30 protein-coding genes are annotated in these 26,481 nt (G+C 70.5%); 5 read left to right on the plus strand and 25 right to left on the minus strand.

The genetic code is table 11. The features are described from left to right. Positions 1-43 precede the first annotated feature (43 nt). Positions 44-319, plus strand: a complete 276-nt coding sequence (locus C9J87_RS03995; RefSeq protein WP_010833501.1) for a GlsB/YeaQ/YmgE family stress response membrane protein — start codon at positions 44-46, stop codon at positions 317-319. A 16-nt stretch (positions 320-335) separates the two neighbouring features. Here the strand turns inward: C9J87_RS03995 and C9J87_RS04000 are convergent, their stop codons facing one another. Next, positions 336-1,106 (minus strand): YczE/YyaS/YitT family protein, encoded by a 771-nt coding sequence (locus tag C9J87_RS04000; protein WP_156887221.1) that lies wholly within the window; start codon positions 1,104-1,106, stop codon positions 336-338. 24 nt (positions 1,107-1,130) lie between these two features. On the opposite strand from C9J87_RS04000, the gene C9J87_RS04005 reads away from it, so the two are divergent. Further along, on the plus strand, positions 1,131-1,595 hold the full coding sequence (locus C9J87_RS04005) for a hypothetical protein (RefSeq protein ID WP_157953116.1): 465 nt from the start codon (positions 1,131-1,133) through the stop codon (positions 1,593-1,595). Positions 1,596-1,610: 15 nt separating this feature from the next. Here C9J87_RS04005 and C9J87_RS04010 read toward each other — a convergent pair whose 3' ends face one another. Next, complete coding sequence (locus C9J87_RS04010) at positions 1,611-2,132, minus strand: hypothetical protein (protein ID WP_107704809.1); 522 nt, start codon at positions 2,130-2,132, stop codon at positions 1,611-1,613. A gap of 12 nt (positions 2,133-2,144) precedes the next feature. Beyond that, on the minus strand, positions 2,145-2,462 hold the full coding sequence (locus C9J87_RS04015) for a MerR family transcriptional regulator (RefSeq protein WP_232819824.1): 318 nt from the start codon (positions 2,460-2,462) through the stop codon (positions 2,145-2,147). Positions 2,463-2,541: 79 nt separating this feature from the next. On the opposite strand from C9J87_RS04015, the gene C9J87_RS04020 reads away from it, so the two are divergent. Next, on the plus strand, positions 2,542-2,970 hold the full coding sequence (locus tag C9J87_RS04020; protein ID WP_107704810.1) for an Hsp20/alpha crystallin family protein: 429 nt from the start codon (positions 2,542-2,544) through the stop codon (positions 2,968-2,970). A gap of 109 nt (positions 2,971-3,079) precedes the next feature. Here C9J87_RS04020 and hisH read toward each other — a convergent pair whose 3' ends face one another. The 4 genes from hisH to hisD are packed head-to-tail and all read right to left on the minus strand — an operon-like array spanning position 3,080 to position 6,733. After that, on the minus strand, positions 3,080-3,721 hold the full coding sequence (hisH, locus tag C9J87_RS04025) for an imidazole glycerol phosphate synthase subunit HisH (RefSeq protein ID WP_107704811.1): 642 nt from the start codon (positions 3,719-3,721) through the stop codon (positions 3,080-3,082). Continuing rightward, positions 3,718-4,335, minus strand: coding sequence for an imidazoleglycerol-phosphate dehydratase HisB (gene hisB, locus C9J87_RS04030; RefSeq protein WP_010833507.1), 618 nt, complete (start codon positions 4,333-4,335; stop codon positions 3,718-3,720). Before hisB ends, hisH begins: the two co-directional genes overlap by 4 nt. Then, the gene (locus tag C9J87_RS04035; protein WP_107704812.1) at positions 4,332-5,438 is read right to left on the minus strand and encodes a histidinol-phosphate transaminase; all 1,107 of its coding nucleotides are present in this window, start codon (positions 5,436-5,438) and stop codon (positions 4,332-4,334) included. The genes hisB and C9J87_RS04035 overlap by 4 nt, the downstream gene beginning before the upstream one ends. After that, complete coding sequence (gene hisD / locus C9J87_RS04040; protein ID WP_107704813.1) at positions 5,435-6,733, minus strand: histidinol dehydrogenase; 1,299 nt, start codon at positions 6,731-6,733, stop codon at positions 5,435-5,437. Before hisD ends, C9J87_RS04035 begins: the two co-directional genes overlap by 4 nt. A gap of 86 nt (positions 6,734-6,819) precedes the next feature. Between hisD and C9J87_RS04045 the strand changes: the two genes are divergently transcribed. After that, positions 6,820-7,485, plus strand: a complete 666-nt coding sequence (locus tag C9J87_RS04045; RefSeq protein ID WP_107704814.1) for an LON peptidase substrate-binding domain-containing protein — start codon at positions 6,820-6,822, stop codon at positions 7,483-7,485. Between the two features lie 10 nt (positions 7,486-7,495). Beyond that, positions 7,496-7,987, plus strand: a complete 492-nt coding sequence (gene ybaK / locus C9J87_RS04050) for a Cys-tRNA(Pro) deacylase (protein WP_107704815.1) — start codon at positions 7,496-7,498, stop codon at positions 7,985-7,987. 16 nt (positions 7,988-8,003) lie between these two features. Here ybaK and C9J87_RS04055 read toward each other — a convergent pair whose 3' ends face one another. From C9J87_RS04055 to murG, 18 genes are all read right to left on the minus strand, one after another. Beyond that, positions 8,004-9,680 carry a DUF3352 domain-containing protein gene (locus C9J87_RS04055; protein ID WP_107704816.1) on the minus strand — a complete coding sequence of 559 codons (1,677 nt, stop codon included), beginning with the start codon at positions 9,678-9,680 and terminating at the stop codon, positions 8,004-8,006. A gap of 43 nt (positions 9,681-9,723) precedes the next feature. Beyond that, positions 9,724-10,254, minus strand: coding sequence for a hypothetical protein (locus C9J87_RS04060; RefSeq protein WP_107704817.1), 531 nt, complete (start codon positions 10,252-10,254; stop codon positions 9,724-9,726). Beyond that, on the minus strand, positions 10,251-13,805 hold the full coding sequence (dnaE, locus tag C9J87_RS04065; protein ID WP_107704818.1) for a DNA polymerase III subunit alpha: 3,555 nt from the start codon (positions 13,803-13,805) through the stop codon (positions 10,251-10,253). Before dnaE ends, C9J87_RS04060 begins: the two co-directional genes overlap by 4 nt. A 144-nt stretch (positions 13,806-13,949) precedes the next feature. Next, a complete protein-coding gene (locus tag C9J87_RS04070) occupies positions 13,950-14,921 on the minus strand; it encodes a DUF2332 domain-containing protein (protein WP_010833515.1) in 972 nt (323 codons plus the stop codon). 10 nt (positions 14,922-14,931) lie between these two features. Beyond that, complete coding sequence (locus C9J87_RS04075; RefSeq protein ID WP_010833516.1) at positions 14,932-15,468, minus strand: AAA family ATPase; 537 nt, start codon at positions 15,466-15,468, stop codon at positions 14,932-14,934. Continuing rightward, positions 15,465-16,175, minus strand: coding sequence for a GNAT family N-acetyltransferase (locus tag C9J87_RS04080; protein WP_010833517.1), 711 nt, complete (start codon positions 16,173-16,175; stop codon positions 15,465-15,467). Before C9J87_RS04080 ends, C9J87_RS04075 begins: the two co-directional genes overlap by 4 nt. Then, complete coding sequence (locus C9J87_RS04085) at positions 16,165-17,106, minus strand: RluA family pseudouridine synthase (protein ID WP_010833518.1); 942 nt, start codon at positions 17,104-17,106, stop codon at positions 16,165-16,167. The genes C9J87_RS04080 and C9J87_RS04085 overlap by 11 nt, the downstream gene beginning before the upstream one ends. Further along, positions 17,103-17,672, minus strand: coding sequence for a signal peptidase II (locus tag C9J87_RS04090; protein ID WP_107704819.1), 570 nt, complete (start codon positions 17,670-17,672; stop codon positions 17,103-17,105). The genes C9J87_RS04085 and C9J87_RS04090 overlap by 4 nt, the downstream gene beginning before the upstream one ends. Continuing rightward, positions 17,645-18,487, minus strand: a complete 843-nt coding sequence (locus tag C9J87_RS04095) for a TraR/DksA family transcriptional regulator (RefSeq protein WP_010833520.1) — start codon at positions 18,485-18,487, stop codon at positions 17,645-17,647. Before C9J87_RS04095 ends, C9J87_RS04090 begins: the two co-directional genes overlap by 28 nt. Positions 18,488-18,665: 178 nt before the next feature. After that, the gene (locus C9J87_RS04100; protein WP_036493069.1) at positions 18,666-19,433 is read right to left on the minus strand and encodes a DivIVA domain-containing protein; all 768 of its coding nucleotides are present in this window, start codon (positions 19,431-19,433) and stop codon (positions 18,666-18,668) included. A 136-nt stretch (positions 19,434-19,569) separates the two neighbouring features. Beyond that, on the minus strand, positions 19,570-19,860 hold the full coding sequence (locus C9J87_RS04105) for a YggT family protein (protein ID WP_010833522.1): 291 nt from the start codon (positions 19,858-19,860) through the stop codon (positions 19,570-19,572). A 6-nt stretch (positions 19,861-19,866) separates the two neighbouring features. Beyond that, on the minus strand, positions 19,867-20,358 hold the full coding sequence (locus tag C9J87_RS04110) for a cell division protein SepF (RefSeq protein WP_036490953.1): 492 nt from the start codon (positions 20,356-20,358) through the stop codon (positions 19,867-19,869). A 67-nt stretch (positions 20,359-20,425) separates the two neighbouring features. Then, a complete protein-coding gene (locus tag C9J87_RS04115; protein ID WP_010833524.1) occupies positions 20,426-21,124 on the minus strand; it encodes a YggS family pyridoxal phosphate-dependent enzyme in 699 nt (232 codons plus the stop codon). Further along, positions 21,121-21,810 carry a polyphenol oxidase family protein gene (locus C9J87_RS04120; RefSeq protein ID WP_010833525.1) on the minus strand — a complete coding sequence of 230 codons (690 nt, stop codon included), beginning with the start codon at positions 21,808-21,810 and terminating at the stop codon, positions 21,121-21,123. Before C9J87_RS04120 ends, C9J87_RS04115 begins: the two co-directional genes overlap by 4 nt. Then, on the minus strand, positions 21,811-23,034 hold the full coding sequence (ftsZ, locus tag C9J87_RS04125) for a cell division protein FtsZ (protein WP_107704820.1): 1,224 nt from the start codon (positions 23,032-23,034) through the stop codon (positions 21,811-21,813). 213 nt (positions 23,035-23,247) lie between these two features. Beyond that, positions 23,248-23,991 carry a cell division protein FtsQ/DivIB gene (locus C9J87_RS04130; protein ID WP_107704821.1) on the minus strand — a complete coding sequence of 248 codons (744 nt, stop codon included), beginning with the start codon at positions 23,989-23,991 and terminating at the stop codon, positions 23,248-23,250. Then, positions 23,984-25,411: a UDP-N-acetylmuramate--L-alanine ligase gene (gene murC, locus C9J87_RS04135; protein ID WP_107704822.1), complete on the minus strand. Its 1,428-nt coding sequence runs from the start codon at positions 25,409-25,411 to the stop codon at positions 23,984-23,986. Before murC ends, C9J87_RS04130 begins: the two co-directional genes overlap by 8 nt. Then, complete coding sequence (gene murG, locus C9J87_RS04140) at positions 25,408-26,481, minus strand: undecaprenyldiphospho-muramoylpentapeptide beta-N-acetylglucosaminyltransferase (RefSeq protein ID WP_107704823.1); 1,074 nt, start codon at positions 26,479-26,481, stop codon at positions 25,408-25,410. The genes murC and murG overlap by 4 nt, the downstream gene beginning before the upstream one ends.

A 26,481-nucleotide genomic window follows, 5' to 3' on the forward strand; every position in this document is an offset into this window, starting at 1 on the left:
GGCTGATCAGCCGGGTCCCTCATTCACCCCAGGAGCAGTCAACGTGTTCGCAATCCTCGGCTTCCTCATCTTCGGCCTCGTCATCGGCGCGGTGGCGCGGCTGCTCAAGCCCGGCAAGCAGAACCTCAGCATCCTCGCCACTCTCGGCCTCGGCGTCGTGGGCTCCGTGATCGGCGGCGTCCTCGCCAGCCTGATCGGCACCGGCAAGATCACCGAGCTCGACTTCCTCGGCACCGTGTTCGCGATCATCGCCGCCGTGCTCCTCGTCGGCACCGCCGAGGCGCTCACCAGCCGGTCGAAGACGCCCGAGCTGCGCTGATCCGTCCGGCCGCGGCTCACTGGGCCGCGGCCGGCTCATCCTGGTGCACGTCGACGCGCAGGACCCGGCTCGCCAGGTCGACGGCCGGTCCGAGCAGCACGATCACGGCGATGGTGCCGGGTCCGATCGTCGCGCCGAGGAGCCAGCCCACCAGCGCTCCCCCGCCCTGGACCGCGCTGTAGCTCCACTTGAAGGCGATCGGCGGATCCCAGGCCAGCGCGGCAGCCTCGGCCGGTCCGGCGCCCGTGTGGCTGCCGAGATAGACCGCCACCCCGACCGCGAGCACGGGGAAGGCCGCGGCCAGCAGCAGCACCCGCCACACCAGCGGGTCGGGCGTGCTGAGCACGTCCAGCGTCGCGGTCACCGTCAACCCCACCAGCACGACCTGGACCACGGTGCCGAGGCCGGGGCGGACCCGGCGCGCGGCCGCCATCGTGACGAGCGCGATGCCGACCAGCAGGTTGGCGATCCAGAAGGCCAGGCCGGTGCTGATCGCGATGCCGTTGACGAGCGTCGAGTAGCCGTCCGACCCGAGGTCGGCGGTCAGGAACATCCCGACACCGATCCCGAGCACCACGCAGCCGCATAGGAGCATCACGATCTGGCGCGCTGAGTAGGTCACGTCGCCAGCATGGCAGGCGATCGCGCTCGCACCACGTCCTCCGTCCGGCATGATGCCGTCGTGCCCCACCACGGTCTCCGCCCACGTCGCCTTCTTCCTGCCGCTGTGGCGGGGGGTCTCGTCACGCTGCTCGTGGTCCTGGGCGCTGTCTGGTGGACCGGCCACCGGGCCACCCTTCGCGTGGTGGCCGTGACCGGCGTTCCACACTGCGACGGCACCGAGCCGACCTCGCTGGCGGACCGGATGACCGGGTTCGAGCGGGTGGCCATCCCCCTGCGCCGTGACTTCACCTGCACCCTCACCATCAGGGTGCTCAACCAGGGGGACCGCGACGTGCACCTGGGCGATGTCACCGTGCCGGTCAGCGGCCCGCGGGCAGGATCGAGCTTCGAGGTCACCCACATCGGCGGCATCGCGGTGCGGGCTGGCGACGCCCCCGCAGCAGTGGCACCTGTCGACCTGAAGCTGGACCCGGGAAACGAGCACCTGGTGGACCTGCGGGTGGTGTTCCGGGCTGACGGGTGTGCCAGCGACAAGTCGTCGTTCACCGTCCAGCCGGAGATCGCACTGGGCAGCCTCCTCGCCGCACATGGCCTGACCGTCTCCGACCTCCCGGTCTTCGTCGGCACACCTGACAGCTCGTGCGACGCCTGATCCACGCCGACCCGCTCAGCCCGACGTGAGCCGCTGCGGAGAGGCGACGACGTCGACCTCCCCGGACGACCCGAGCCGGCCCGTGCTCACCCGGAGACCGTCCAGGGGGTAGCTCTCGAACAGGCACGCGTGCGGCACGACGACGCGGATGACGTCCCGCTGCACGCGCCAACGTGAGCGCAGCCCGGGGCAGTCGACCCGGGTCTGCGACACGGTGTTGTAGGCGATCCAGAGCCGGTCGATCCGCCGACCGTCACGCCACCAGGAGCGGACCTCGACCTCGTAGCCCTCCCCCGCGTGCGCCGCGCGCGACGTCAGCGCGACACCCTTCCTGCGTACGCTCGCCAGCCGGGACGTCACGACCAGCGCCTCGTCGGTGTAGTCCCACCTGACCCGGATGAGGTCGTACGCCGCTGGCACCCCGGCGCCGTCGGGCGCACCGTCCGGGCTGCTGCGCGTGCCCGCGTCGGCGGGCACGGTCACGACCGAGAGGGCCAGGGCGGTCACAGTCGTCGCGAGGGTCCGGAGCAGGCGCATGCCAGTGGGACGTCAGCCGTCGGCCAAAGGTTCGCCCTGCTGGTCGGCGAGCCGCGCCTCGAGCGTCCGCACTCGCTCCTCGAGGACCAGGACCCGACCCACGCCGGCCAGGTTGAGCCCGGCAGCGAGCAGCTCGCGGATGCGGTGCAGCCGGGTGATGTCGTCGCTGCTGTAGAGCCGTGACCCGCCTGCCGTCCGGTCGGGCTGGACCAGTCCTCGACGCTCGTAGACGCGGAGGTTCGCGATCTCCATGGACACCATGTTCGCCGCCACGGAGATCGCGAAGACGCCCTCAGTGCGGGCGACATCTGAGGCTTGATTTCGACTCACACATTGAGTATACAAAACCTGCAACGACCAATACAGATCCGAGCCGTGGGGCTCGGAGACGCAGAGCCAGGAGGTAGTGATGTTGCTTCGTACGACCGATCCCTTCCGTGACCTCGACCGGCTGGCCCAGCAGGTCCTCGGCACCACCAGCCGACCGGCGGTGATGCCGATGGACGCGTGGCGCGAAGGTGACCGCTTCGTCATCGAGTTCGACCTGCCCGGCGTCGTCCGCGACAGCATCGACCTCGACGTCGAGCGCAACGTGCTGACGGTCCGCGCCGAACGGGTCGCCCCCAACGGCGACTGGGAGTCGCTCGCGGCCGAACGCCCGCGCGGCCTGTTCAGCCGCCAGCTCGTGCTCGGGGACAACCTCGACCTCGAGCAGATCCAGGCGGCGTACGGCGACGGGGTGCTGCGCCTCGTCGTGCCGATCGCGGAACGGGCCAAGCCCCGCAAGATCGAGGTCGCCCTCGACGGCGACCAGGACAAGGCAGCGATCAGCGCCTGACCATCCGACGGGGGCGCGGTTGCAGGCGCAGCCGAGGTGGTGGGTGTCCCGGGGCAACGCCCTTACGCAGGAGAGCAGCCCCGGGGCACAGCCGCCCGGAGCGCCGGCCTCACAGCGACTGGATCCAGTTGTGCAGCAGTCGGGCGCCCGCGTCCCCGGACTTCTCGGGGTGGAACTGGGTGGCCGAGAGCGGTCCGTTCTCGACGGCGGCGACGAACCGGTCGCCGCCGTGCTCGGCCCACGTCACGAGCGGCGCGGAGGTGCGGGCGTTGGTGACGAGGTCCCAGCTGCGGGCGGCGTAGGAGTGCACGAAGTAGAACCGCTCGTCCTCGATCCCGGCGAACAGCGCGGAGCCGTCCGGCACCGAGACGGTGTTCCAGCCCATGTGCGGGACGACGGGGGCCTCGAGGCGCGAGACGGTGCCGGGCCACTCGTCGCAGCCCTCGGTCTCGACGCCGTGCTCGACACCGCGCGCGAAGAGGATCTGCATGCCGACGCAGATGCCGAGCACCGGCCGGCCGCCGGCGAGGCGACGGCCGATGATGCGGTCTCCCTTGACGGCGCGCAGACCCTCCATGCACGCGGCATAGGCACCGACACCGGGGACGATCAGCCCGTCGGCGTCGAGCGCGGTCTGGAAGTCGTCGGTCAGCACGACCGTGGCGCCGGCCCGCTCGGCCGCGCGGACGACCGACCGGATGTTGCCGGAGCCGTAGTCGAGGACGACGACGACCGGGGCCTGGGTGCTCAGAGGGTGCCCTTGGTCGACGGGACGCCCTGCTCACGCGGGTCGAAGGCGATCGCGTCGCGGAACGCGCGCGCGAACGCCTTGAACTGCGCCTCGACCAGGTGGTGCGGGTCGCGACCGGCCAGCACGCGGACGTGCAGCGCGAGGTGGGCGTGGAAGGAGATGGTCTCGAAGACGTGACGCGTCAAGGAGCCCTGGTAGGCGGCGCCGTTGACGTCGTTGCCGCCGATCGCCACGTAGATCTGGCCCTCGGGCTCGCCGGTGTGCACGCAGTAGGGCCGGCCCGAGACGTCGACGACAGCCTGCACGAGCGCCTCGTCGAGCGGCACGGTCGCGTCGCCGAAGCGGCGGATGCCGGCCTTGTCGCCCAGGGCCTGGCGCAGCGCCTGGCCGAGCACGATCGCGGTGTCCTCGACGGTGTGGTGGGCGTCGATGTGGGTGTCGCCGTTGGCGTGCACCTTGAGGTCGATGAGCGAGTGCCGCGCGAAGGCGGTGAGCATGTGGTCGTAGAACCCGACGTTGGTGGTGATGTCGGAGCGACCGGTGCCGTCGAGGTCGAGCTCGACCTTGATCTGTGACTCCTTGGTCGCCCGCTCGACGCTGGCAGTACGGCTCATGTCTGGTCCCTCATCGGCTCGGTCTTCACAACAACAGTCAGTGCGTCCTTGAACGCGGTCATCTCGTCGGCAGTCCCGATCGACACCCGCAGCCAGCCGTCAGGCCCGGTCTCCCGGATCAGCACGCCGTGCTCCAGCAGACCCTGCCAGACGGCGTGCCGGTCGGCGAACATCCCGAACAGCACGAAGTTCGCGTCGCTGTCCGCGACCACGAATCCCTGCTCGCGCAACCACTCCACCGTGCGGTCCCGCTCGGCGCGCAGCTCGGCGACGTTGCCCAGCAGCTCCGGCGCGTGCCGCAGGGCGGCCGACGCGGTCGCCTGGGTGACGGCGGAGAGGTGGTAGGGCAGGCGCACGACCCGGATCGCGTCGCAGATCGCCGGGTCCGCAGCGAGGTAGCCCAGCCGGGCACCGGCCAGCGCGAAGGCCTTGCTCATCGTCCGGCTGACCACGAGGTTGCGGTGCTTGGGCAGCAGTTCGAGCGCGCTCGGCGTGCCCGAGCGGCGGAACTCGCCGTACGCCTCGTCGACGACGACGATCCCGTCACCGGCTGCCTCGCAGAGCATCGAGACCGCCTCGGGCGGCAGCGCCGTGCCGGTCGGGTTGTTGGGCGACGGCAGCAGCACGACGGACGGCTGCTTCTCGAGGATCAGACCACGGGCGGCGTCGAGGTCGAGGGAGAAGTCCTCGGCCCGGTGGCCGACGACCCACTCGGTCATCGCGTCGCGCGCGTATTCGGGATACATCGAGTAGGTCGGGGCGAAGCTCAGCGCCGTGCGACCCGGGCCGCCGAAGGCCTGCAGGATCTGCAGCATCACCTCGTTGGACCCGTTGGCCGCCCACACCATCTCGGGCGTGATGTCGCTTCCGCCCGACGTGTTGAGGTACGCCGCCAACCCCTCGCGCAGGGCAGTGAACTCGCGGTCGGGGTAGCGGTTGAGCGTGGCCGCGGCTGCCGCGACGGCTGCCGCGATGTCGGCCACCGCCTCGGGCGAGGGGCCGTAGGGGTTCTCGTTGACGTTGAGCTGCACGGGCACGTCGAGCTGCGGGGCGCCATAGGGCTCGATACCGCGCAGCTCCTCCCGGATCGGAGGAAAGGTCATCGGGCGAACCGCGCGCTCACTCCGGCACCGTGACCGGGCAGGTCCTCCGCCTCGGCCAGCGCCACGACGTGACCGGCCACCTCCGCGAGGGCCTCGCGGGTGTAGTCGACGACGTGCATCTGCTTGAGGAACGAGCGCACGCTCAGCCCCGAGGAGTGGCAGGCGCAGCCGCCCGTGGGCAGCACGTGGTTGGAACCTGCGCAGTAGTCCCCCACCGCGACCGGCGACCAGGGGCCCACGAAGACAGCACCGGCGTTGCGGACCCTCGCCGCCACGGCCCGAGCGTCACGGGTGTGGATCTCGAGGTGCTCGCAGGCATAGGCGTTGGCGACCTCGAGGCCGTGGTCGATGTCGTCGACCAGCACGATGGCTGACTGCTGACCGGCCAGCGCCTCGCCGATCCGCTCGCCGTGACGGGTCACGGCGACCTGCTTGGTCAGCTCGGCCTCGACGTCGTCGGCCAGCGCGACCGAGTCGGTCACCAGCACCGACGCGGAGGTCCCGCCGTGCTCGGCCTCGGTGATGAGGTCGGCGGCGACATAGGCAGCCTCGGCGGTGTCGTCGGCGAGGATCGCGATCTCGCTCGGGCCGGCCTCGGAGTCGATGCCGACCACGCCGCGCAGCAGTCGCTTCGCAGCGGTGACGTAGAGGTTGCCGGGGCCGATCACCATGTCGACCGGGCGGCACGGGCCGGCGCCGTAGGCGAACATCGCGATCGCCTGGGCGCCGCCGACGGCGTAGACCTCCTCGACACCGAGGAGCGCGCACGCAGCGAGGATGGACGGGTCCGGCAGGCCGGTGGCCTTGGTCGGCGGAGCGGACAGCGCGATCGAGCCGACGCCGGCGACCTGGGCGGGCACGACGTTCATCACGACCGTCGAGACGAGGGGTGCGGTGCCGCCGGGGACGTAGAGGCCGACGCGGTCCACGGGGACGGACCGGTGCGTCACGACGGCGCCGGGCGCGACCTCGATGACGGTGTCCTCCTCGAGGTCCGCCAGGCAGGTCTGGCGCAGTCGCCGGATCGACTCGTCCAGCGCGGCACGGACCTTCGGGTCCAGTCCCGCCAGCGCCTGCTCCAGGGCAGCGGCCGGCACCGCGAGGTCGGTGAGGCGCACTCCGTCGAAGCGCTCGGTGAGCTCGACCACGGCCTCCTCTCCGCGGGTCCGCACGGCCTCCAGGGTGGGCCGCACCTGATGGGTCGCGGCTTCCACGTCGAAGTCGGCGCGCGGCAGCACGGCGCTGTGGTCGACGGTGCCCCGCTGGGTGCCCCTGAGGTCAATGCGGCGGATCATGGATCGATTCTAGGGAGTCGCCGCGCGCAACCGGACCTTCTCGACGGTCGGTGGACAGGGACCGCCGACCCGTTAGGTTGTTGAGCGTGATCCAGACGCTGCCGATGTTCCCGCTCAACACGGTGCTGTTCCCCGGCGTCTCCGTCCCGCTGCACGTGTTCGAGGACCGCTACCGCGCCCTGGTGCACCACCTGCTCAGCATCGAGGACCCCGCTGAGCGCGTCTTCGGCACGGTCGCCATCCGGGAGGGCTACGAGGTCGGCGACCACGGGGCCCAGTCGCTCTACCGCGTCGGCGTGCGGATGCAGCTGACCGACGTCGAGAGCAACGAGGACGGCACCTTCGAGATCATCGCGACCGGCCGCGACCGGATCGTCCTCGGCGGCCTGGAGACGTCCGGCGAGTTCGCCAACGGCGAGGTCACCGAGTCCCCGGACCAGCCGATCGAGGGCAGCCGTGAGCTCCATGACCGGGCCCGCGCCACCTTCACCGCCTATCGCGCGGCGGTCAGCGACATGCAGGGCACGACCTTCTCCGGCAGCCTCCCGAGCGATCCCGGTTATCTCTCCTGGACCCTGGCCGCGCTCGCCCCGCTACCGATGGCCGAGCGGCAGTCGTTGCTGGAGGCGGAGAGCCCGGAGGCCCGGCTGGAGCTGGTGACCTCGCTGCTGCGCGAGGAGCTGCGCGCCATCAACGTCATCCCGTCGCTGCCGGCGACCGACGTCGCGCGCACCGCCTGGTCCCCCAACTGAGGCGATCGCGATGGCGAAGAAGAAGCGCCCGGCGGGCGGCACCCCGGCGACGCTGGCGCTGACCGCGGCCGGCGTCGGGTTCGAGCTGCACGCCTACGACCACGACCCGCGCGCCGCGTCGTACGGCATGGAGGCCGCCGCGGCGCTCGGCGTCGAGCCGGCCCGTGTCTTCAAGACCCTGCTGGCCGTCCTCGACGGCGAGCTCGTGGTCGCGATCGTCCCCGTCGCCGGGCAGCTCGACCTCAAGGCGCTGGCCCGGTCCCTCGGCGGCAGCAAGGCCGTCATGGCCGAGGTGGGCGCGGCCGAACGCGCCACGGGCTACGTCGCCGGCGGCATCTCCCCCGTCGGGCAGAAGAAACGCCACCGGACCGTGCTCGACGAGTCCGCGCTCGAGCACGACACGATCTTCGTCTCCGGCGGGCGTCGCGGCCTCGACCTGGAGCTGGCTCCGGCCGACCTGGTCGCGACCACCGAAGCGGTCACGGACCGGGTCGGCCGGTAGGGGCTGGCTGCCGCGATCAGTCGGTGGTGAGCCGCATGATCGTGTGCGACGTGTCGCCGTCCATCCAGCCGGTGATGCCGAATGCCGACAGCGGCTCGGCGTTCTCCGCGGCGGTCGGGTCGTCGCCGGCGAGGTCGGAGAGCCAGTTGCCGGCATCGAAGTTGACGAACAGCACGACGCTCGCGTCGTCGGCGCCCTCGACGACCGACGTGTAGGCCGCCGAGTCGCCGAGGTCGCCGTCCTCCAGGAGGGCGGCGCGGTAGTCGGCGTTGGGGCTGATGGTGACCGAGTCCTCGTCGCTCTCGGTCTCGAGGAGCGAGGCCTCCTCACCCAGCTGCGGACGGAGCTTGTCCAGCACCGACTCGATCTCGGCCGGGTCCCCCTCGATCGTGACGCCGACGGGGAGCTCGGCCGGGCCGCCGTTGAAGAAGGCCTCGGGGTCGAAGTCACCACCGAGCGAGATGGTGACGGCCTCGCCCAGCAGCGTCTCGGCGTCCTCGGGCAGGTCGAGCCCGGTCTCCTCCGAGAGCATCGTCACGAACTCGTCGGGCGACTCGCCACTCGTGGCGGCCATCTGGTCGAGGACCGTCTGGAACCAGCCGTCGGTGAAGCCCATGCCGAAGGCCGCGATGGTGTCCTCGGGCAGATCGGCGATCCCGTCGGCGCCGCCCTCGGCCGCGAGCAGCGTGGCGCTGGTCATGCCGGCGTTGCCGGCGACCTCGACCTCGAAGGAGCCGTCGTCGAAGCGCATGGTGGCGGCAGCGCCCTGGAAGTCCTCCAGCGCCTCCTGGACCTCCGGGGGGACGCTCGGCGACTCGCCCGGCGTGGGCGGCTCGAGCTCGCCGGTGTCAGGGTCGAACTCGTTCATGTCGAGCGAGGGCCCACCGAGCATGCCGCCCATGGCACCCATGTCGGCGACGTAGCGACCGAGGAACTCGCCGGCCTCGGGAGCGGCATACATGCTCACGATCCCGGGCTCACCCGCCTCGCCGGTCCACTGCTGGAAGTCATCGTCGTCGGCCAGCGAGCCCTGCTCCGTGGCGTCGACGACCTGCTGGGCCTCGGCCTCGTTCTTGCCGATCACGATCCAGTCGCCGGAGATGACGTAGCCGCCGGTGTCCTCCGACCCCTCCCGGTCACCGCCACAGACCTCGAAGAGGTTGTCGAGACCGTCCTCGGCCTGGCCGGCGTCCTTGACCTGGACCACAAGGATCGGCGCCGGAGTGTCGCCGCCGAGGTCGGCGGCGCCCATCGCTGCCCGGTCGCCGAGCCACGGCTCGACGTCCTCGGCGTAGTCGAGACCTTCGCACTCCCCCGACTTCACGATCTCCTCGACGAGCCGCTCACGCAGGTCGTCATCGGTCTCCAGGCCGATGCGGTCCCGGAACATGGGGAACTTGCGCAGGGTCTTGATCGCCTCGATCTTCTGCGCGCCGCTCGGGTCGAGGTCGATGCTGACGTAACCGAGGGTGCTGGCCGGCATGGCCTCGGCCGGCTGCGATCCGGTGCCGAGGAAGGAGGACGCAGCCCAGACCGCGCCACCACCCACCGCGAGGACGCCGACCAGGCCGCCGAGGGCCAGCAGGCGCTTGCGGCTGTCGCTGGAGCCAGCCGGATCGCCGGCGACCGGAGCGCCCGCGGACGACTCGAGGAATTCCGGGCCGCCGGCGCTTGGTGGAGTGGTGTTGGACATGAGAACCCCCGTCGAAAAACGCTGGATGCGTGAGGGCCGCAGCCTACCGAGCGGACCCGGTCCCCACTGCCGAAGCCCGGTGTCCGGTGTCTCGACCCGCCGCGACCAGGAAGACGTAGACGCAGGCGAGCATCGCGCCGATCGGGAAGGCCGCGTAGGCGCTGCCCCCGGCCAGCCTGAGGTCACTGGGGATGGGGGTGAGGTCGTCCTCGCCCACCGCCAGGACTCGTGGGTCGGGCGGGCCCAGGGCGTGCCCGACCTGGAACATCACCCACGCGGCCAGCGCCGAGCCCACGACGATCGCGCCGAAGCCCACCAGCGCGTGCCGGGGCCACCACCAGGCCAGCGCGAAGGCGGTCAGCGCGCCGGCGAGCACCGCCACCACGACGTACCAACCCGTCCCGGCGAAGGCGTGGTCGGGTCCGGCTGGCTCGAGGAACCACTGGTCCTGGTAGGCGACGCCGTCGGGGGCGTCCCACAGGGCTTCCCAGAGCACGCCGGCCAGCGCGCCGGAGAGCGCGAACACGGCCACGAAGACGACCGCCTGGACGGCCGCACCACTGCGCAGGCTCATCCCGACAGGCACCCCGGGCCGAGCAGCTGCTTGAGGTCGGCGAACAGGGCCGGCGAAGGAGTCACGCGGTGGTGGTCGCCGACCTTGAGCACGATCGTCTTGTCGCGCATGCGGACGTTGAGCAGCACCTCGGTCACGCCGGGGTGCGTGGCCAGCACGTCCTTGAGGCTGTCGACCACGCCCGGGTTGATCCGCGTCTGGGGCAGGTTGACCGTGACCGGGCCGGACGGACCGTCGGACAGGTCGGGCACGCTGACTTCCTGGGCCCGGAGCTCGGGCTGGTCCTTGTCCCGGGAGAGCTGGCCCTTGACCCGGATGATCGCGTCCTCGACCAGGTGGGCGGAGGCGAGCTGGTAGGCGCTCGGGAACAGCAGCACCTCGATCGCGCCGTCGAGGTCCTCGAGGGTCACGGTCGCCCAGGAGTCGCCCTTCTTGGTGATCTTGCGCTGGACGCTGGTGACCAGGCCGCTGATCGTCAGCGTCGAGCCGTGCGGGCGGTCCTCGTCGAGCATCAGCTGGCCGATGGTGCAGTCGGTGCCGGTCTGCAGGACGTGCTCGAGGCCGAGCAGCGGGTGGTCGGAGACGTAGAGACCCAACATCTCGCGCTCGTGCCCCAGCAGCGTCATCTTGTCCCAGTCGTCGATCTCCGGGATCGCGACGTTGACGCCGAACCCGCCGTCGGCCTCGTCGAGGCCGCCGAACAGCGAGTCCTGGCCGATCGCCTCGTTCTTCTTGATGTCGATGTACTGGTCGACGGCCATCTCGTGGATCGTGACGAGGGCCCGGCGCTTGTGCTTCATCTCGTCGAACGCGCCGGCCTTGATCAGCGACTCGATGACGCGCTTGTTGCAGACGTGGACCGGCACCTTGGCCATGAAGTCGTTGAAGTCGGCGTAGCGCGCCTCCTGGCGCCCCGCGACGATGCCCTCGACGACGTTGACGCCGACGTTGCGGATCGCGGTCAGGCCGAAGCGGATGTCGTTGCCGACCGGGGTGAAGTTGGCGTGCGACTCGTTGACGTCGGGCGGCAGCACCTGGATCTTCATCCGGCGGCACTCGTTGAGGTAGATCGCCGACTTGTCCTTGTCGTCGCGCGTCGAGGTCAGCAGCGCCGCCATGTATTCGGCCGGGTAGTTGGCCTTGAGGTAGGCGGTCCAGTAGGACACCAGGCCGTAGGCCGCGGAGTGGGCCTTGTTGAAGGCGTAGTCGGAGAAGGGCAGCAGCGTGTCCCACAGGGCCTTGATCGCGGCGTGGCTGTAGCCGCGCTCGGTCATGCCCGCGGAGAAGCCGGCGAACTGCTTGTCCAGCTCCTCCTTCTTCTTCTTGCCCATCGCGCGGCGCAGGATGTCGGCCTGTCCCAGCGTGTAGCCCGCGAGCTTCTGGGCGATGGCCATGACCTGCTCCTGATAGACGATCAGGCCGTAGGTCTCGCCCAGCACGTCCTCGAGGGCCTCGGCCAGCTCGGGGTGCAGCGCCTCGACCGGCTCGCGGCCGGTCTTGCGGCGGGCGTATTTGTTGTGCGAGTCGGCGCCCATCGGGCCGGGGCGGTAGAGCGCGCCCACGGCCGAGATGTCCTCGAAGGTGTCGGGTCGCATCGAGCGCAGCAGCGCCCGCATCGGGCCGCCGTCGAGCTGGAAGACGCCGAGCGTGTCGCCGCGCTGGAGGAGCTTGTACGTCGCCTCGTCGGTCAGCTCGAGGTCCTCGAGCACGACCTCCTCGCCCCGGTTGACGGCGATGTTCTTCACCGCGTCGTCGAGCACCGTGAGGTTGCGCAGCCCGAGGAAGTCCATCTTGATCAGGCCCAGCGACTCACACGTCGGGTAGTCGAACTGGGTGATCATGGCGCCGTCGGAGGGGCGCTTGAGCATGGGGATGATGTCGAGGAGCGGCTCGCTGGACATGATCACGCCGGCCGCGTGCACGCCCCACTGCCGCTTGAGGCCCTCGATGCCGACGGCGGTGTCGACGACCTTCTTGACATCGTTGTCGGACTCGTAGAGCGCGCGGAACTCGCCGCCCTCGCCGTAGCGCTTGTGCTCGGAGTTGAAGATCTCCTGCAGCGGCACGTCCTTGCCCATGACCGCGGCCGGCATCGCCTTGGTGATCCGGTCGCCCATCGCGAACGGGTAGCCGAGGATGCGCGAGGAGTCCTTGACCGCCTGCTTGGCCTTGATGGTGCCGTAGGTGACGATGTAGGAGACCCGCTCGTCGCCGTACTTCTCGGTGACGTAGCGGATGACCTCGCCTCGACGGCGTTCGTCGAAGTCGATGTCGAAGTCGGGCATCGAGACGCGGTCGGGGTTGAGGAAGCGCTCGAAGATCAGGCCGTGCACCAACGGGTCGAGGTCGGTGATGCGCATGGCGTAGGCGACCATCGAGCCCGCACCCGAGCCGCGGCCCGGGCCGACGCGGATGCCGTTGTTCTTGGCCCAGTTGATGAAGTCGGCCACGACGAGGAAGTAGCCGGGGAAGCCCATGCTGGTGATGACGCCGACCTCGAAGTCGGCCTGCTTGCGCACCGCGTCCGGGATGCCGGCGGGGTAGCGGACGTGCAGGCCGCGCTCGACCTCCTTGACCAGCCAGGAGTCCTCGTTCTCCCCCTCGGGGCAGGGGAACTTCGGCATGAAGGTGCCGCTGCCCTCGGTGAAGGCCACGTCGCAGCGCTCGGCGATCCACAGCGTGTTGTCGCAGGCCTCGCGGAGGTCGTACTTGTCGACCCACAGCGAACGCATCTCGGCGGGCGACTTGATGTAGTAGCCGTCGCCGGAGAACGCGAACCGCTGGCCGGGACCGTCGCCGGCCGGGATGTCCATCGTGGAGCCGGAGTTGATGCAGAGCAGGTGCTCCTGGGACTTCGCGTCCTCCTGGCGGACGTAGTGGGAGTCGTTGGTGGCCAGGAGCGGGATCTGCAGGTCCTTGGCGAGCTTCAGCAGCCCCTCGCGGACCCGACGCTCGATGTCGAGGCCGTGGTCCATCAGCTCCATGAAGTAGTTGTCGCGCCCCAGGATCTCCTGGTAGTCCGCGGCGGTCTGGCGGGCCGCGGCGTAGTTGTCGTGGCGCAGGTGGACCTGGATCTCACCACTGGGGCAGCCGGTCGTGCCGATGATGCCGGCGCTGTGCTGCGAGAGCAGCTCGCGGTCGGCGCGCGGGTGCTGGAAGAAGCCGTCGCGCCAGGCGCCCGTCGAGAGCCGGAAGAGGTTGTGCATCCCCTCGGTGGTCTCGCTCAGCAGCGTCATGTGGGTGTAGGCACCACGGCTGGAGACGTCGTCGGGACCGCCCTTGTAGAAGTTGACCCGCTTGCGCTCGAACCGGCTGATGTTGGGCGTGAAGTAGGCCTCCATGCCGATGATCGGCTTGACCCCGGCGGCCTTGCACTGGCGGTAGAACTCGTAGGCGCCGAACACGTTGCCGTGGTCGGTCATCGCCACCGCCGGCATGCCGAGCTCGGCGGTGCGCTCGGCGAGGTCCTTCAGCCGGGCCGCGCCGTCCAGCATCGAGTATTCGGTGTGGACGTGCAGGTGCGCGAAGTTGTCTCCTGAGCCGGCCGACATGAGGGGGTCTTCCACACCTTCCGGGGGGGTCGCAGGAATGCCGCAATCGAGTGGGTCACCGACGCGTCTGAGGGGGAAGGGCGCCAGCCTACGTCAGTCTGTCAGGGCCCACCGACAGGACACTCGGTGCCGTTCGCGGAGCGCTCAGAGCCAGTCGATCGCGTGCCCGTGACCGTGCGTCAGGGCCACCGCACGACCGTCCAGCCCCAGCACGAACCGGCCCACGGGCACCTCGAGATCGCCACGGACCAGGGGCAGGACGTGCGGGGCCTCGTTGCTCACCCACCGGCACGTCCCGTCGGCCACGAGCCCCGTCATCAGGTCGTGGAAGCGCGCTCGCTCCCCCACCTCGAGGTAGGCGATCACCGCGCTGTGGAACACGACGGGCGTCCCGTGCCTGCCCGCCTCGGCCACCAGGCCGGGCAGCGCCTCGAAGAGGTCGCCCCGGATGATCTCGGGCGGGTCCTCGGCTGCGATCCGGACCGCCTGCTCGAGCCGCTCGCGCCGCTCCTGCTGCTCGGGCCACACGAGGGTGCGCAACCACGCCATCGCCTCGTCGTCGCGTACGTCGAGGGGGTTGAGGTCCGCCCCGCCCCGCCAGGCGACCTCCGGGTGGCTGCGCGGGAGCGGGACGTCGCCGCTCGCGTCGGCGCGCAGGGTCGGTCCACCACTGCCGGTCAGCGCGCCCAGCGGTGGCCACGCGTAGTCGTAGCGGTCGGGGAACAGGCAGAGCCCGGCGCTGGCACCGACCTCGACCAGGCTCAAGGGACCGGACTGCTCCGCGACCTGCGCGAACACCGGCACCAGCGTGGCGAGCCGGCCGACCTCGTTGGTCTGGGTGGCGCGCTCGCGGATGGTCTCCTTGATCGCCGTCTCGTGCTCGAGCAGGGTCCGCCTCAGCTCGGCGTAGGGGCTCGGCGCCGCCGCGCCGTGCAGCCGCGCCGCGGCGAAGACCAGGTTGGGTTGCTGCTTGAGGCGCGGCAGCTCGGCCAGCCAGCCGTGGATCTCGGCGTCCTCGGCCACGCCGAGGGCCCAGTCGACGAAGCAGTCCGAATCCCCCTCGGCGTACGCCGCGAAGTCGCGGTAGCGCTCGGCCATTTCCCCGTCCAGCTGCATGGCGAGCAATCTAGGACACGAGGTTGTCGATCTGGTCGACGGCCACGTCGATGCGACCCCGGTCCGACCGCACGAACACCGCCCGGTCGACGACCGCGAGCTCGCGGGCGAGCGCACCGGCCATCAGGACCGCCTCGGTGCCGCCCAGCGAGCGCAGGATGCGCTGGGACGCGGAGACCCACTGCTTGTCGGAGCGACGCTGCCACCGCATCGCCAGCTCCTCGTCGGGGGCCTCGATGTAGACGTGCACGTAGGGGACGCCGCACACCGTGGCCAGTGACCTGAACTGGGACAGCTCACGGTCCTCCATGATCAGCTGCGGCAGGACGACACCTCGACCCGTGGCGAGCTGGGCGGCCATCAGCTCCCTGGCCAGTGGGCGGATCCGGGCGCCGGCACCGACGTAGTCGTCGCGCCACCCGCCCATGAGAGCGCGCAGGAAGTCGATGTCGCAGTTGAGCCAACCGGGGCGCGTCGCGACCAGCCGCTCCGCGATCGTCGACTTCCCCACCCCCGGCGCCCCGTTGAGGTGCAGGAGGACGCTCATCGCGACGCGTCCAGCGACTCACTGATGATCGCGTGCATGATCCGCGCGACCCGCTCGGGGCCGAGCTCGGGCACGATCGCGGCCACCCGGTCGACGATCTCGAGCTCGCGCTCGGCGTCCCGGGCCGGGTCCTCGACCGACGAGACCGTGCGCTTGTGGTCGCGGACGACCCGGGTCAGGGCTGCCCGGCGGGCCAGGACGTCACCGAGGACGAGGTCGACGTCGTCGATCAGCGACCGGTAGTGGGCCAGCGGGTCCGCCCCCGGCCACACCAGCTTGAGGTCCGGCGCGTGCTCCTCGTTGGCCGAGCCGTCGGTGCGCTCGAGCTCCACGAAGCCGTGCCGGCGGTAGAACGCCCGGGCCGGCTCATTGACCTCGAAGACCCACAGCCCGAAGCCGTCCGGGCGCACGGACTTGGCCAGCTCGACAAGGGTCGAGCCGATGCCCCCTCGCTGGGCACCCGGGTCGACGTACAGGCCGTCGAGCCAGGTGGGAGTCAGGTTGGCGAAGCCGACGACGGCTCCGCCGTGCTCCGCGACCCAGACCTCGCGCTCGGTGAGGTCCCACGTGCGGACCCAGGAGCGCACGTCGTCGGGCGGATGGATGCCCGGGGGCATCGCAGCCACGGCCCGGGCCGCGAGGTAGACCTCCGCGACCGTCGGGAGGTCCGCCTCCGTGGCGAGCCTGAGAGCTGCGTCAGTGCTCATCTCGGATGACCTCGAGCGCGTGGGCAAGGTCATCGGGGTACGTCGACTCGTACTCGACGTAGTCGCCGCTGTCCGGGTGCTCGAACCCGAGCTTCAGGGCGTGCAGCCACTGACGCTCGAGGCCGACGCGCTTGGTCAGCGTGGGGTCGGCGCCGTAGGTGATGTCGCCGACGCAGGGGTGCTTGAGCGCGGCCATGTGCACCCGGATCTGGTGGGTGCGGCCGGTCTCGAGGTGGATCTCCAGCAGCGAGGCGAAGCGGTGTGCCTCGAGCGTCTCGTAGTGGGTGACGCTGTGCCGGCCGTCGGCCATGACCGCGAACTTGTAGTCGAACTTCGGGTGCCGCGCGATGGGTGCGTCGATCGTGCCGCTCAGCGGGTCGGGGTGGCCCTGCACGAGCGCGTGGTAGGTCTTGTCGACCGTGCGGTGGCGGAAGGCGTTCTTGAGCACGGAGTAGGAGTGCTCGGACTTCGCGATCACCATCACGCCCGAGGTGCCGACGTCGAGGCGCTGGACGATGCCCTCGCGCTCCTTGGCACCGGAGGTGGAGATCCGGAAGCCGGCACCGGCGAGGTGCCCGACCACGGTCGGGCCGGACCAGCCGGGAGACGGGTGGACAGCGACCCCGACGGGCTTGTCGATCACCACGATGGCGTCGTCGTCGTGGATGATCTTGATGCCCTCGACGATCTCGGCGCGGACCTCCAGCGGGTCGTTCTCAACGGGGATCGTCACGTCCAGCATGGCGCCGGCGTGCACCCGGTCGCTCTTGCCGACGGCGGCCGAGTCGACCTGCACGAGGCCCTGGGAGATGAGGTCGGCCGCCTTGGTGCGCGACAGGCCGAACATCCGGGCCATGGCGGCGTCGACGCGTTCCCCGGCGAGACCCTCCGGCACGAGCACGGTCCGGTGGTCGGCATAGCTGCTGGTCATGTCTTGCTCGAGTCTGTGGTGGGGGGGATGCGCTCACCGCGCAGGGTCACGCCGCGCATGCTCTGGATGATGATGACGCCCGCAGCACCGATGATGCACATGTCCGCGATGTTGAAGACCGGCCAGTGGGGCAGCATCAACCAGTCGATGACGTGGCCGCGCAGGGGTCCGGGCTCACGCACGATCCGGTCGGTGAGGTTGCCGCCGACGCCGCCGAGCAGCAGCCCGAGGCCAACGGACCACAACGAGCTGGCGAGCCGCAGGCTCAGCACCAGGACGACGGACACCGCCACGATCGCCAGACAGCTGAGCACCACGGTGAACTCGGTGCCGGTGCTGAACGCCGCACCGGGATTGTGCGTGAGGTGGAGGACGAGCAGGTCGCCCACGACGCTGATGTCACGGTCGGCCAGCGCGGTCAGCGCCCACTGCTTGGTGCCGACGTCCAGGACGTAGGCAACCGCGCCGACGACTGCGAAGAGCCACCAGGTGCTGCGACGTCGGGAGTCACCGGAGACCGGACCCGTGTCGCTGGGATTCAGCGACGCTCCTCGCGCTGCTTGCATGACATGCACAGTGTGGCACGCGGGAAAGCCATGAGCCGCATCTTCCCGATCGGCTGACCGCACGACTCACACACGCCGTAGGTGCCGTCGTGGATGCGCCCCAGGGCGCGGTCGATCTGGGCCACCATGTCGCGCTCGTTGTTGACGACCGTCAGCTCGTGGTCGCGCTCGAAGCTGGTCGCGCCCATGTCGGCCTGGTCGTGCCCGGCACCGTCACCGGCGTCGCGCATCAGGCCCTGAAGGTCGTGCTCGGCGTCCTCGATCAGGTGGACGAGCTTGTCGCGCTGGAAGTGCAGCTCGGCGAGCACTTCCTTGACGTCCGTCTTGGTCCAGGCGTCCTCGCCGTCCTTGACCGCCAGCGACGAGATGGGCGCCTTCCTCGGGGCGGTCTTCTTCGCAGCAGGGGCCGACTTCTTGGCCGTCTTGGCAGGCGCCTTCTTGGCCACGGGCGCGGTCGCCACCGCCTTGGCGGGTGCCACCTTCTTCGCCACGGTCTTCGCCGGCGCCTTCGCGGCGGGGGCCTTCTTGGCAGCGGGCGCGGTCTTCTTCGCCGGTGCCTTCTTCGCAGCCGGAGCGGCCTTCTTCGCCGGTGCCTTCTTCGCAGCGGGCGCAGCCTTCTTCGCCGGCGCCTTCTTCGCAGCCGGAGCAGCCTTCTTCGCCGGCGCCTTCTTCGCAGCCGGCGCAGCCTTCTTCGCCGGCGCCTTCGACGTACTGGCGACGGTGTCCGTGGTCGTGGCCGCGCCGCGTCGACCGATCACCTTCTTGGCCGCCGCAGCAGCGCTTCCGGCGAGGGACTTGCGAGTGCTGCGTGCCATTGGAAGGGGCCTCCTTGTGGGCCATGGGTCGTGTGGTCCGAGCCACATACGTGGCAGGAGGGTAGTCGCTGGCGGAGCACTGCTCCAAACGGCTCGCCCATGGGGGTGAGAACGGCCGGCCCCGCGAAGGGACCGGCCGTTGTCGAGATGCGTGTGGTGCGTGGTGCGAGGGGGCTGGTCAGCCCTCTTCCTCGCCCAGGATCGAGCGGAGGCGCTTCGGCGCGGGAGCGTCGCCCGAGGGGACCTCCGCCACCGACGCGTTGCCCTGCAGCGACTCGAGCTGCTGGGTGAAGTAGGTCTTGAGGCGCGAGCGGTATTCGCGCTCGAAGGAACGCAGCGTCTCGACCTCTGCGTTGAGCTTGTCGCGCTCCTTCTCCAGCTCACCGAACATCTGCTGACGACGCTCGGCGGTCTCCGAGTCGAGCATCTGCGAACGCTGGCGGGCGTCGGCCTCGAGGCGGTCGGACTTGGCCTTGGACTCGGCCTCGAGACGCTCGGCCTTGGTGCGGGCGGCGCCCACGACCTTGTCGGCCTCGTTCTTGGCCTCCTCGACGAGCTCGTCGGCATTGCGCGTGGCGAGCTCGAGCAGACGAGCCGCGGCGTTGGACGCCTGCGGGACCGTCTCGACCCGGATGGTCTCGACGCCGCCGGCCGGAGCAGCAGCAGCAGCAGCCACGGGAGCGGGCGTCGGCACGGGAGCAGGAGCCGGGGTCGGCTTCTCCTCCTTGACCGGCTCGGGGGCAGCGACCGGGGCCGCTGCGGGCGTCGGCGAACCCGACTGGGCCGCGGAGAGCTTGGACCGAAGGTCCTCGTTCTCCTTGGTCAGCCTGGCGAGCTCTGCTTCGACCTCGTCGAGGAACTGGTCGACTTCTCCCATGTCGTAGCCCTCACGGAGGCGGACAGGAGTAAATCGCTTGTTACTCACGTCCTCAGGCGTCAGCGGCATGACCTCACCCAAACTTTCACGTCGGCGAACTGGTTAACAGATTAGGGAAATTACTGTGCACGACAAGCCTGTGCATCCACAGACACACTAGACCCCACGGCACGGACGGCGTCAGTGACCCGTGTGGCTGATGGTTCTACCTCGCAACGCTGCCGATCAGGCCCCACACCAAATACGTCGCCACCATCACGATCAGGAAGCTCAGGTCCAGGGCGAAATTGCCGATCCGCAGCGGCGGAATGACCCGGCGCAGCGCCTTGATGGGTGGATCGGTGATCGAGTAGACACCTTCGAGCAGCACCAGCAGCACGCCTCGCGGCGACCAGCTCCGGGCGAAGACCTGGACCCAGTCAACGATGAAGCGCACCCACAGGCAGCCGAGGAAGATCCCGACCGCGATGTAGAGGATCGAGAAGACGAACGACACGGGCACTCAGCTCTGGTTGAAGAAGCCGTTCTCCGCGATCCGCTCCTTGTCCTCGGTCGAGACCGAGACGTTGGGCGGGGAGAGCAGGAAGACCTTGTTGGTCACGCGCTCGATGCTGCCACGCGTGGCAAAGATCAGGCCGGCCGCGAAGTCGACGAGGCGCTTGGCGTCGTTGTCGTCCATCTCGGAGAGGTTCATGATGACGGGCGTGCCGTCGCGGTAGTTCTCCCCGACAAGGCGCGCCTCGTTGTAGTTGCGGGGGTGCAGGGTCGTGATTCGGCTCAACTCGGCGACTACTCCAGGAGTGACCGAGGCCGGGCGACGGCGCTCGGAGAGATCGGACACAGGGGCTGGACGACGCTCGCGCGCAGCCGGCACCGGACGCTCGTCCACCGCATCGTGCTGGCTGGTCTCGTGGTCGCCGTCGAACTCGTCGTAGTGACCGGAGTCCTCGAGCAGGCCGAGGTACTCGCCGATCTTGCGCATTGCGCCGCTCATGACAGTGGTCCTCCGGTTGCCGCGGCGCCCTGGGGCACTCGCGAGTTGTGTACGTCTGTTCGCGACATTACTTGACCGATGGCCTCGGACCGAGGACCGCGGAGCCGACACGCACGCGTGTCGCGCCGCGCCTGATCGCGGCTTCGAGGTCGTTGCTCATCCCAGCAGAGAGGATGGCGGCCCCCGGGTGGTCGGCGAGGAACTCCTCGCGGATCTCGCACAGGCGGGCGAAGGCGACGTCCGGGTCCTCCCCCAGCGGGGCCACGGCCATCAGTCCGCACAGCCGCAGGGACCCGGCGGCCTCGAGGGCCGCGGCCAGCGCCGACAGGTCGGCCGGTGCCGCTCCGGCACGGTGCTCGGCACCGGGCTGGTCGAGACTGACCTGCAGGAGCACGTCGACGACGTGGCCGCGCTCGTGCGCACCGCGTTGCAGTCCGCTCACGAGCTTGGGCCGATCGACGGACTCGACGACATCGGCATAGGTCGCGACGGCGGCTGCCTTGTTGCTCTGCAGCCCGCCGACGAAGTGCCAGCGCAGCGGCAGGTCGGCACACTCGGCAGCCTTGGCCGCGGCTTCCTGGTGGCGGTTCTCCCCCACGTCGCGGACGCCCAGGTCGGCCAGGATCCGCACGTCGGAGGCCGGGAAGTTCTTGGTCACGACGGTGAGGTCGACCTCGTCGGGGTCGCGATCGGCCGCGGCACAGGCGGCTTCGATGCGGCGGCGTACGGCGAGCAGGTTGGCCGCGAGGTCGTCGGCGCGCGTCATGAGAGCCACACCAGACCGGCAAACCGTCCAGCGGCAGCACCGTCACGGCGGTAGGAGTGCAGACCACGGTCCTCGCGGGTGCAGCCGCCGACGTCGAGCACCTCGACTCCGGCGCGCGACAGCTGGGCCCGCACACCGGCACCGATGTCGAGGGCAGGGGTGTCCCACGAGGTCTGCGCGTGCGCCTCGGGGACGAGGGCGCTCACCTCGGCGCGCATCTCCTCGGGCACCTCGTAGCAGGAGCCGCACACGTGCGGACCGAGCCAGCCGGTGATGGTGGTGGCTCCGTGCTGGCGCATGACCTCGACCGTGCGGGTCGCGATGTCGAGCACGAGGCCCGGTCGGCCGGAGTGGACCGCAGCGATGACGCCGGCCTCCGGGTCGGCGAGCACGAGCGGCACGCAGTCGGCGACGCGGACCATCAGCCCGAGACCGCGCGTCGTGGTGACGAGGGCGTCACCGTCGGGCACCTGCCCGAGCGGCATCGGCGCGTCCACCACGACGACCTCGTCGCCGTGCACCTGGGACAGTCGGGCGAGCGGGACCCCGACCACGCCCTCGACGTGCGCGAGCAGCTCCGGGAAGTCGTCGCGCAGGCCCTGCAGGTCGATCGAGGAATCGGTGAAGGCCACGTCGACCCGGGACGTGGTCGACGTGGCCTCCAGCGAGTCGCGGAAGACGAACACTTACTTCAGGAAGTCCGGCACGTCGAGGTCGTCGTCGTCGAACTGCACCGAGCGGGTCGGTCGCGGCGCCGGGCTCGGCGTCGAGGACTGGCTCGGCGACTGGGCGGGCGCCGGGTTGGAGGACTGGGCCGCGGGGTTCGGCGTCGTGCGACCGACCCCGGAGTCGGGCGTCGTCGACCTGCTCGCCGCCAGCTCCTGCGCCGCGGCCCGGGTCTCGGCCTGGGTCTGCACCGGGTTGGTCGGTCGCAGCACGTTGCCCTCGGAGCGGCGCTTGGGCATGCCACCGTCGAAGCCGGCCGCGATGACGGTCACGCGGACCTCGTCGCCCAGCGCATCGTCGATCGTCGCACCGAAGATGATGTTGGCCTCGGCGTGCGCGGACTGCGACACCAGGGCAGCTGCCTCGTTGATCTCGAACAGGCCCAGGTCGGACCCACCCGCGATGGAGAGCAGCACGCCGTGGGCACCCTCGATGGACGCCTCGAGCAGCGGGGACGAGACGGCCATCTCCGCCGCCTGCACCGCACGGTCCTCACCGCGGGCCGAGCCGATGCCCATCAAGGCGGAGCCGGCGTTCGCCATCACGGACTTCACGTCCGCGAAGTCGAGGTTGATCAGGCCGGGCGTGGTGATCAGGTCGGTGATGCCCGAGACACCCTGCAGCAGCACCTGGTCGGCCTGCTTGAAGGCGTCGAGCACCGAGACGTTGCGGTCGCTGATCGAGAGCAGCCGGTCGTTGGGGATGACGATGAGGGTGTCGACCTCTTCGCGGAGCTGGCTGATGCCCTCCTCCGCGGCGTTGGCGCGACGGCGTCCCTCGAAGGCGAAGGGGCGCGTCACGACACCGATGGTCAGGGCACCGAGCGAGCGCGCGATGCGAGCGACGACCGGGGCGCCACCCGTGCCGGTGCCACCGCCCTCGCCCGCGGTCACGAACACCATGTCGGCGCCCTTGATGACCTCTTCGATCTCGTCGGCGTGGTCCTCGGCTGCCTTCGCACCCACGTCGGGGTTGGCGCCGGCACCGAGGCCGCGGGTGAGCTCGCGACCGATGTCGAGCTTGACGTCGGCGTCACTCATGAGCAGGGCCTGGGCGTCGGTGTTGATCGCGATGAACTCGACACCCTTGAGGCCGACATCGATCATGCGGTTGACGGCATTGACGCCGCCTCCACCGATACCCACGACCTTGATGATCGCCAGGTAGTTCTGTGCTGCTGCCATGGCTGCAGGCCTCTCGTGAAGTGGGGGTCGAATCGGGTTTCGGGGAAGTCGTCCGGTTGACATCTCTGTGCTGCTCACCCTCGGTGCCGCGGAACCCTAACGGTCAACCTGAGGGTTATAGTTATGTCAACCTCGCGTTGGTCATGACTGTAGGCACGACGACCGAGTCACCGGGACCGACACGCCGCCGCGCGCGGATGAGGCAGATATTTCTCAGCGGGTCGTGGGACTGCCGGGCACGCTGACGTCGTAGACGGTCGCGGCCTGCACGGCGACGATCAGCTGCGCCAGGACCGTGGCCTTGAGGCTGCTCTCGTCGGCACTCCCCCAGAGCACCTGGCGACCGTCGCGCAGCACCAGGGTGATCTGGTCGATGGTCTCCACCTCGACGTGGTCGACCCGACCGGCCAGGTCGTCGGGCAGCGACGACACGACTCCGGCGGCCTCCTTGAGCGCGTCGGCGCCCGTGGACGTGGTCGGCCGGACGCGGGGCATGCCCTTGGGCACGGACTTGTAGTCGCGGAAGACGATGCCCTCGGAGTCCAGTCCGCGGATCTTGCCGCCCAGCTCCACGACCGCCACGGCGGTGCGCTCGGTCACGGTGATCAGCACGCCGTCGGGCCACGCCCGGGTGACGTCGACGTCCTTGACCTCGGAGAGCGTCTGCACACGACGAGCAGCGTCGGCGAGGTCGACGAGGGCCAACTGCTCCCCCTCGGGCACGGCGGCGATGCGCAGCACCCGCTGGTCGGAGAGCAGCTCGTTGCCGGCGACCTCGACCTTCGTGACCGACAGCGCGGAGGAGAAGAACACCAGCCAGACACCGGTGACGAGAGCGGTCACGAGCAGCACCGACGCGGCGACGTACTTCCAGCGCATCCAGCGACGTGCCCACTGCCGGCGCGCGAAACGCTGACGGGTCAGGCGTTCGGCCCGTTCCTCACGGGTCTCAGCCATCGCGTTCCTCGAGGAGCGCGAGGATCGGCGCAGCCAGCTGGGTGATGCTGCCGGCGCCCAGGGTCAGGACCACGTCGCCGGGCCGTGCCCGGCGAACCAGCTCGGCGGGGACGGAGTCGAAATCGGGCTCGAAGACGACCTGGTCGGCCGGAAGCGGGACGGCATCGGCGACCAGCCGGCCGGTGACGGCGGCGTCGGCGTCCTCGCGGGCGAGGTAGACGTCGAGCACCACCACCTCGTCGGCAGCACCCAGCGCCTCGCCCATCTGGGCACCGAAGATGCGGGTGCGCGAGACGAGGTGGGGCTGGAAGGCGACGACGAGCCGGCCGTCGCCGACGACCGAGCGGGCCGCCTGCAGGTCACCGGCGATCTCGACGTGGTGGTGGGCGTAGGAGTCGTAGACTCGCACTCCCCCCACCTCGCCCTTGAGCTCCATCCGGCGACCGGTGCCGGTGAAGGCGGCCAGGCCGGCGGTGAGCTCGTCGAAGGCGAAACCGAGGCGCAGCCCCATCGCCAGGGCGGCCGCCGCGTCGAGGACGTAGTGACGGCCCGGGATGCGCAGCCGCAGCTCGCCGAGGTCGACCCCGTCGCGGACGATGCGACTGGTGGAGGTGCTCCCGTCGAGGACGAGGTCGACGATCCGCAGGTCGCAGTCGTCGCCCTCCCCCACGGTGATCACCTCGAGGCCGGTCGCCCGGGCGGCCGCGGCCAGGGCGCGCGCGCCCGGGTCGTCGGAGACGCAGACCAGGAAGCCGTCGCGGTCGATCGTGTCGGCGAACTCGTCGAACGCCGCGTGGTAGGCCTCCTCGGTGCCCCAGTTGTCGAGGTGGTCGGCCTCGACGTTGGTCACGATCGCGGCGTGCGGGCGGTAGACGAGGAAGGCGCCGTCGGACTCGTCGGCCTCCGCGACGAAGAGGTCGTCGGCGCCGGCGTCGGCGTTGCGGCCCGTCGCGGTGAGCACCCCGCCCACGGCGTACGTCGGGTCCGAGCCGGACGCGAGCAGTGCACTCGTCAGCAGGCCGGTGGTGGTGGTCTTGCCGTGGGTGCCGGCGACGGCGAGCACCCGGTGACCGGCCATGGTCGCTGCCAGCCCGGCCGAGCGCGGCAGCAGCCGGAGGCCGCGACGGCGCGCCTCGGCGACCTCGACGTTGTCCTCGCGGGCCGCGGTCGTGACCACGACGGTGTCGCCGTCGGCGAGGTGGCCCAGGTGCTCGGCGGCGTAGCCGAGGTGGCAGGTGACGCCGAGCTCGCGCAGGGCAGGGAGGAAGGGGGTGTCCTGGTCGTCCGAGCCGGACACCTCGACGCCGTTGGCGGCCATGATCCGGGCGATCGCGGACAGGCCGGCCCCACCGATGCCGATGAAGTGCACCCGGCCGAGCTGGTCGGCGGGGAGCAGCACGTCGGGGACGGGCAGCCTCATCGGGCGCCTGCCTCGAGGATCATGCGGGCGAGCTTCTCGTCCGCGTCCAGCGGGATCACGTCGGCGGCGGCCAGGCCCATCGCGTCGAGGCGGGCGCGATCGGTCAGCAGCGCGGGCAGGGTCGCGGCGGCCCACTCGGGGGTGAGTGCATTGTCGGCGACGAGCAGCCCGCCACCGGCGTCGATGACTGCCCGGGCGTTGAGGCTCTGCTCCCCGTTGCCGATCGGCAGGGGGACGTAGACCGCGGGCAGGCCCACGCCCGAGACCTCTGTGACGGTGTTGCTGCCGGCGCGGCACAGCACCGCGTCGGCAGCGGCATAGGCGAGGTCCATCCGGTCGACGTACTGCTGGACGACGTAGGTGTCGGCGCCTGCGGGCGGCTCGAGCGTGTGCTTGGGCCCGACGACGTGGAGCACCTGGATGCCGGCGGCGGCGAGCGCGGGCGCGGCCTGCGAGATCGCGGTGTTGAGGCGCACCGCTCCCTGGGAGCCGCCGGTCACCAGCAACGTCGGGCGGTCGGCGGAGAGGCCGAAGTGGGCGAGCGCCTCATCGCGCAGCGCGGCGCGGTCGAGGGTCGAGATCATCCGGCGGACGGGCAGCCCGATGTAGGTCGCGTGGGGCAGGGCGGTGGCGGGGAAGCTGGTCGCGACGTGGGTGGTGAAGCGCGCACCGAGCTTGTTGGCGATGCCCGCGATCGCGTTGCCCTCGTGGACGACGAGCGGCAGGCGGCGCGAGCGGGCCGCGAGGTAGGCCGGCACCGAGACGTAGCCCCCGAAGCCGACGACCACGTCGGGACGCACCCGGTCCACGATCTCCACCGCAGCGCGGCGCGCGGCGCGGAGGCGACCCGGCACCCGCATCAGGTCGGCGCCAGGACGGCGCGGCAGCGGCACCCGGGGGACGAACTCCAGCGGCAGCCCCGCCTCGGGGATCAACCGGGCCTCGAGACCCTCGCGGGTGCCCAGGCAGGTGATCTCGACGCTCGGGTCGAGGCGACGCAGTGCGTCGGCGGTGGCGATCAGGGGCGAGGTGTGTCCGGCGGAACCGCCGCCGGCAAGAAGGATGCGCAT

The organism is Nocardioides allogilvus, assembly GCF_003047285.1.
Lineage (GTDB): Bacteria > Actinomycetota > Actinomycetes > Propionibacteriales > Nocardioidaceae > Nocardioides > Nocardioides allogilvus.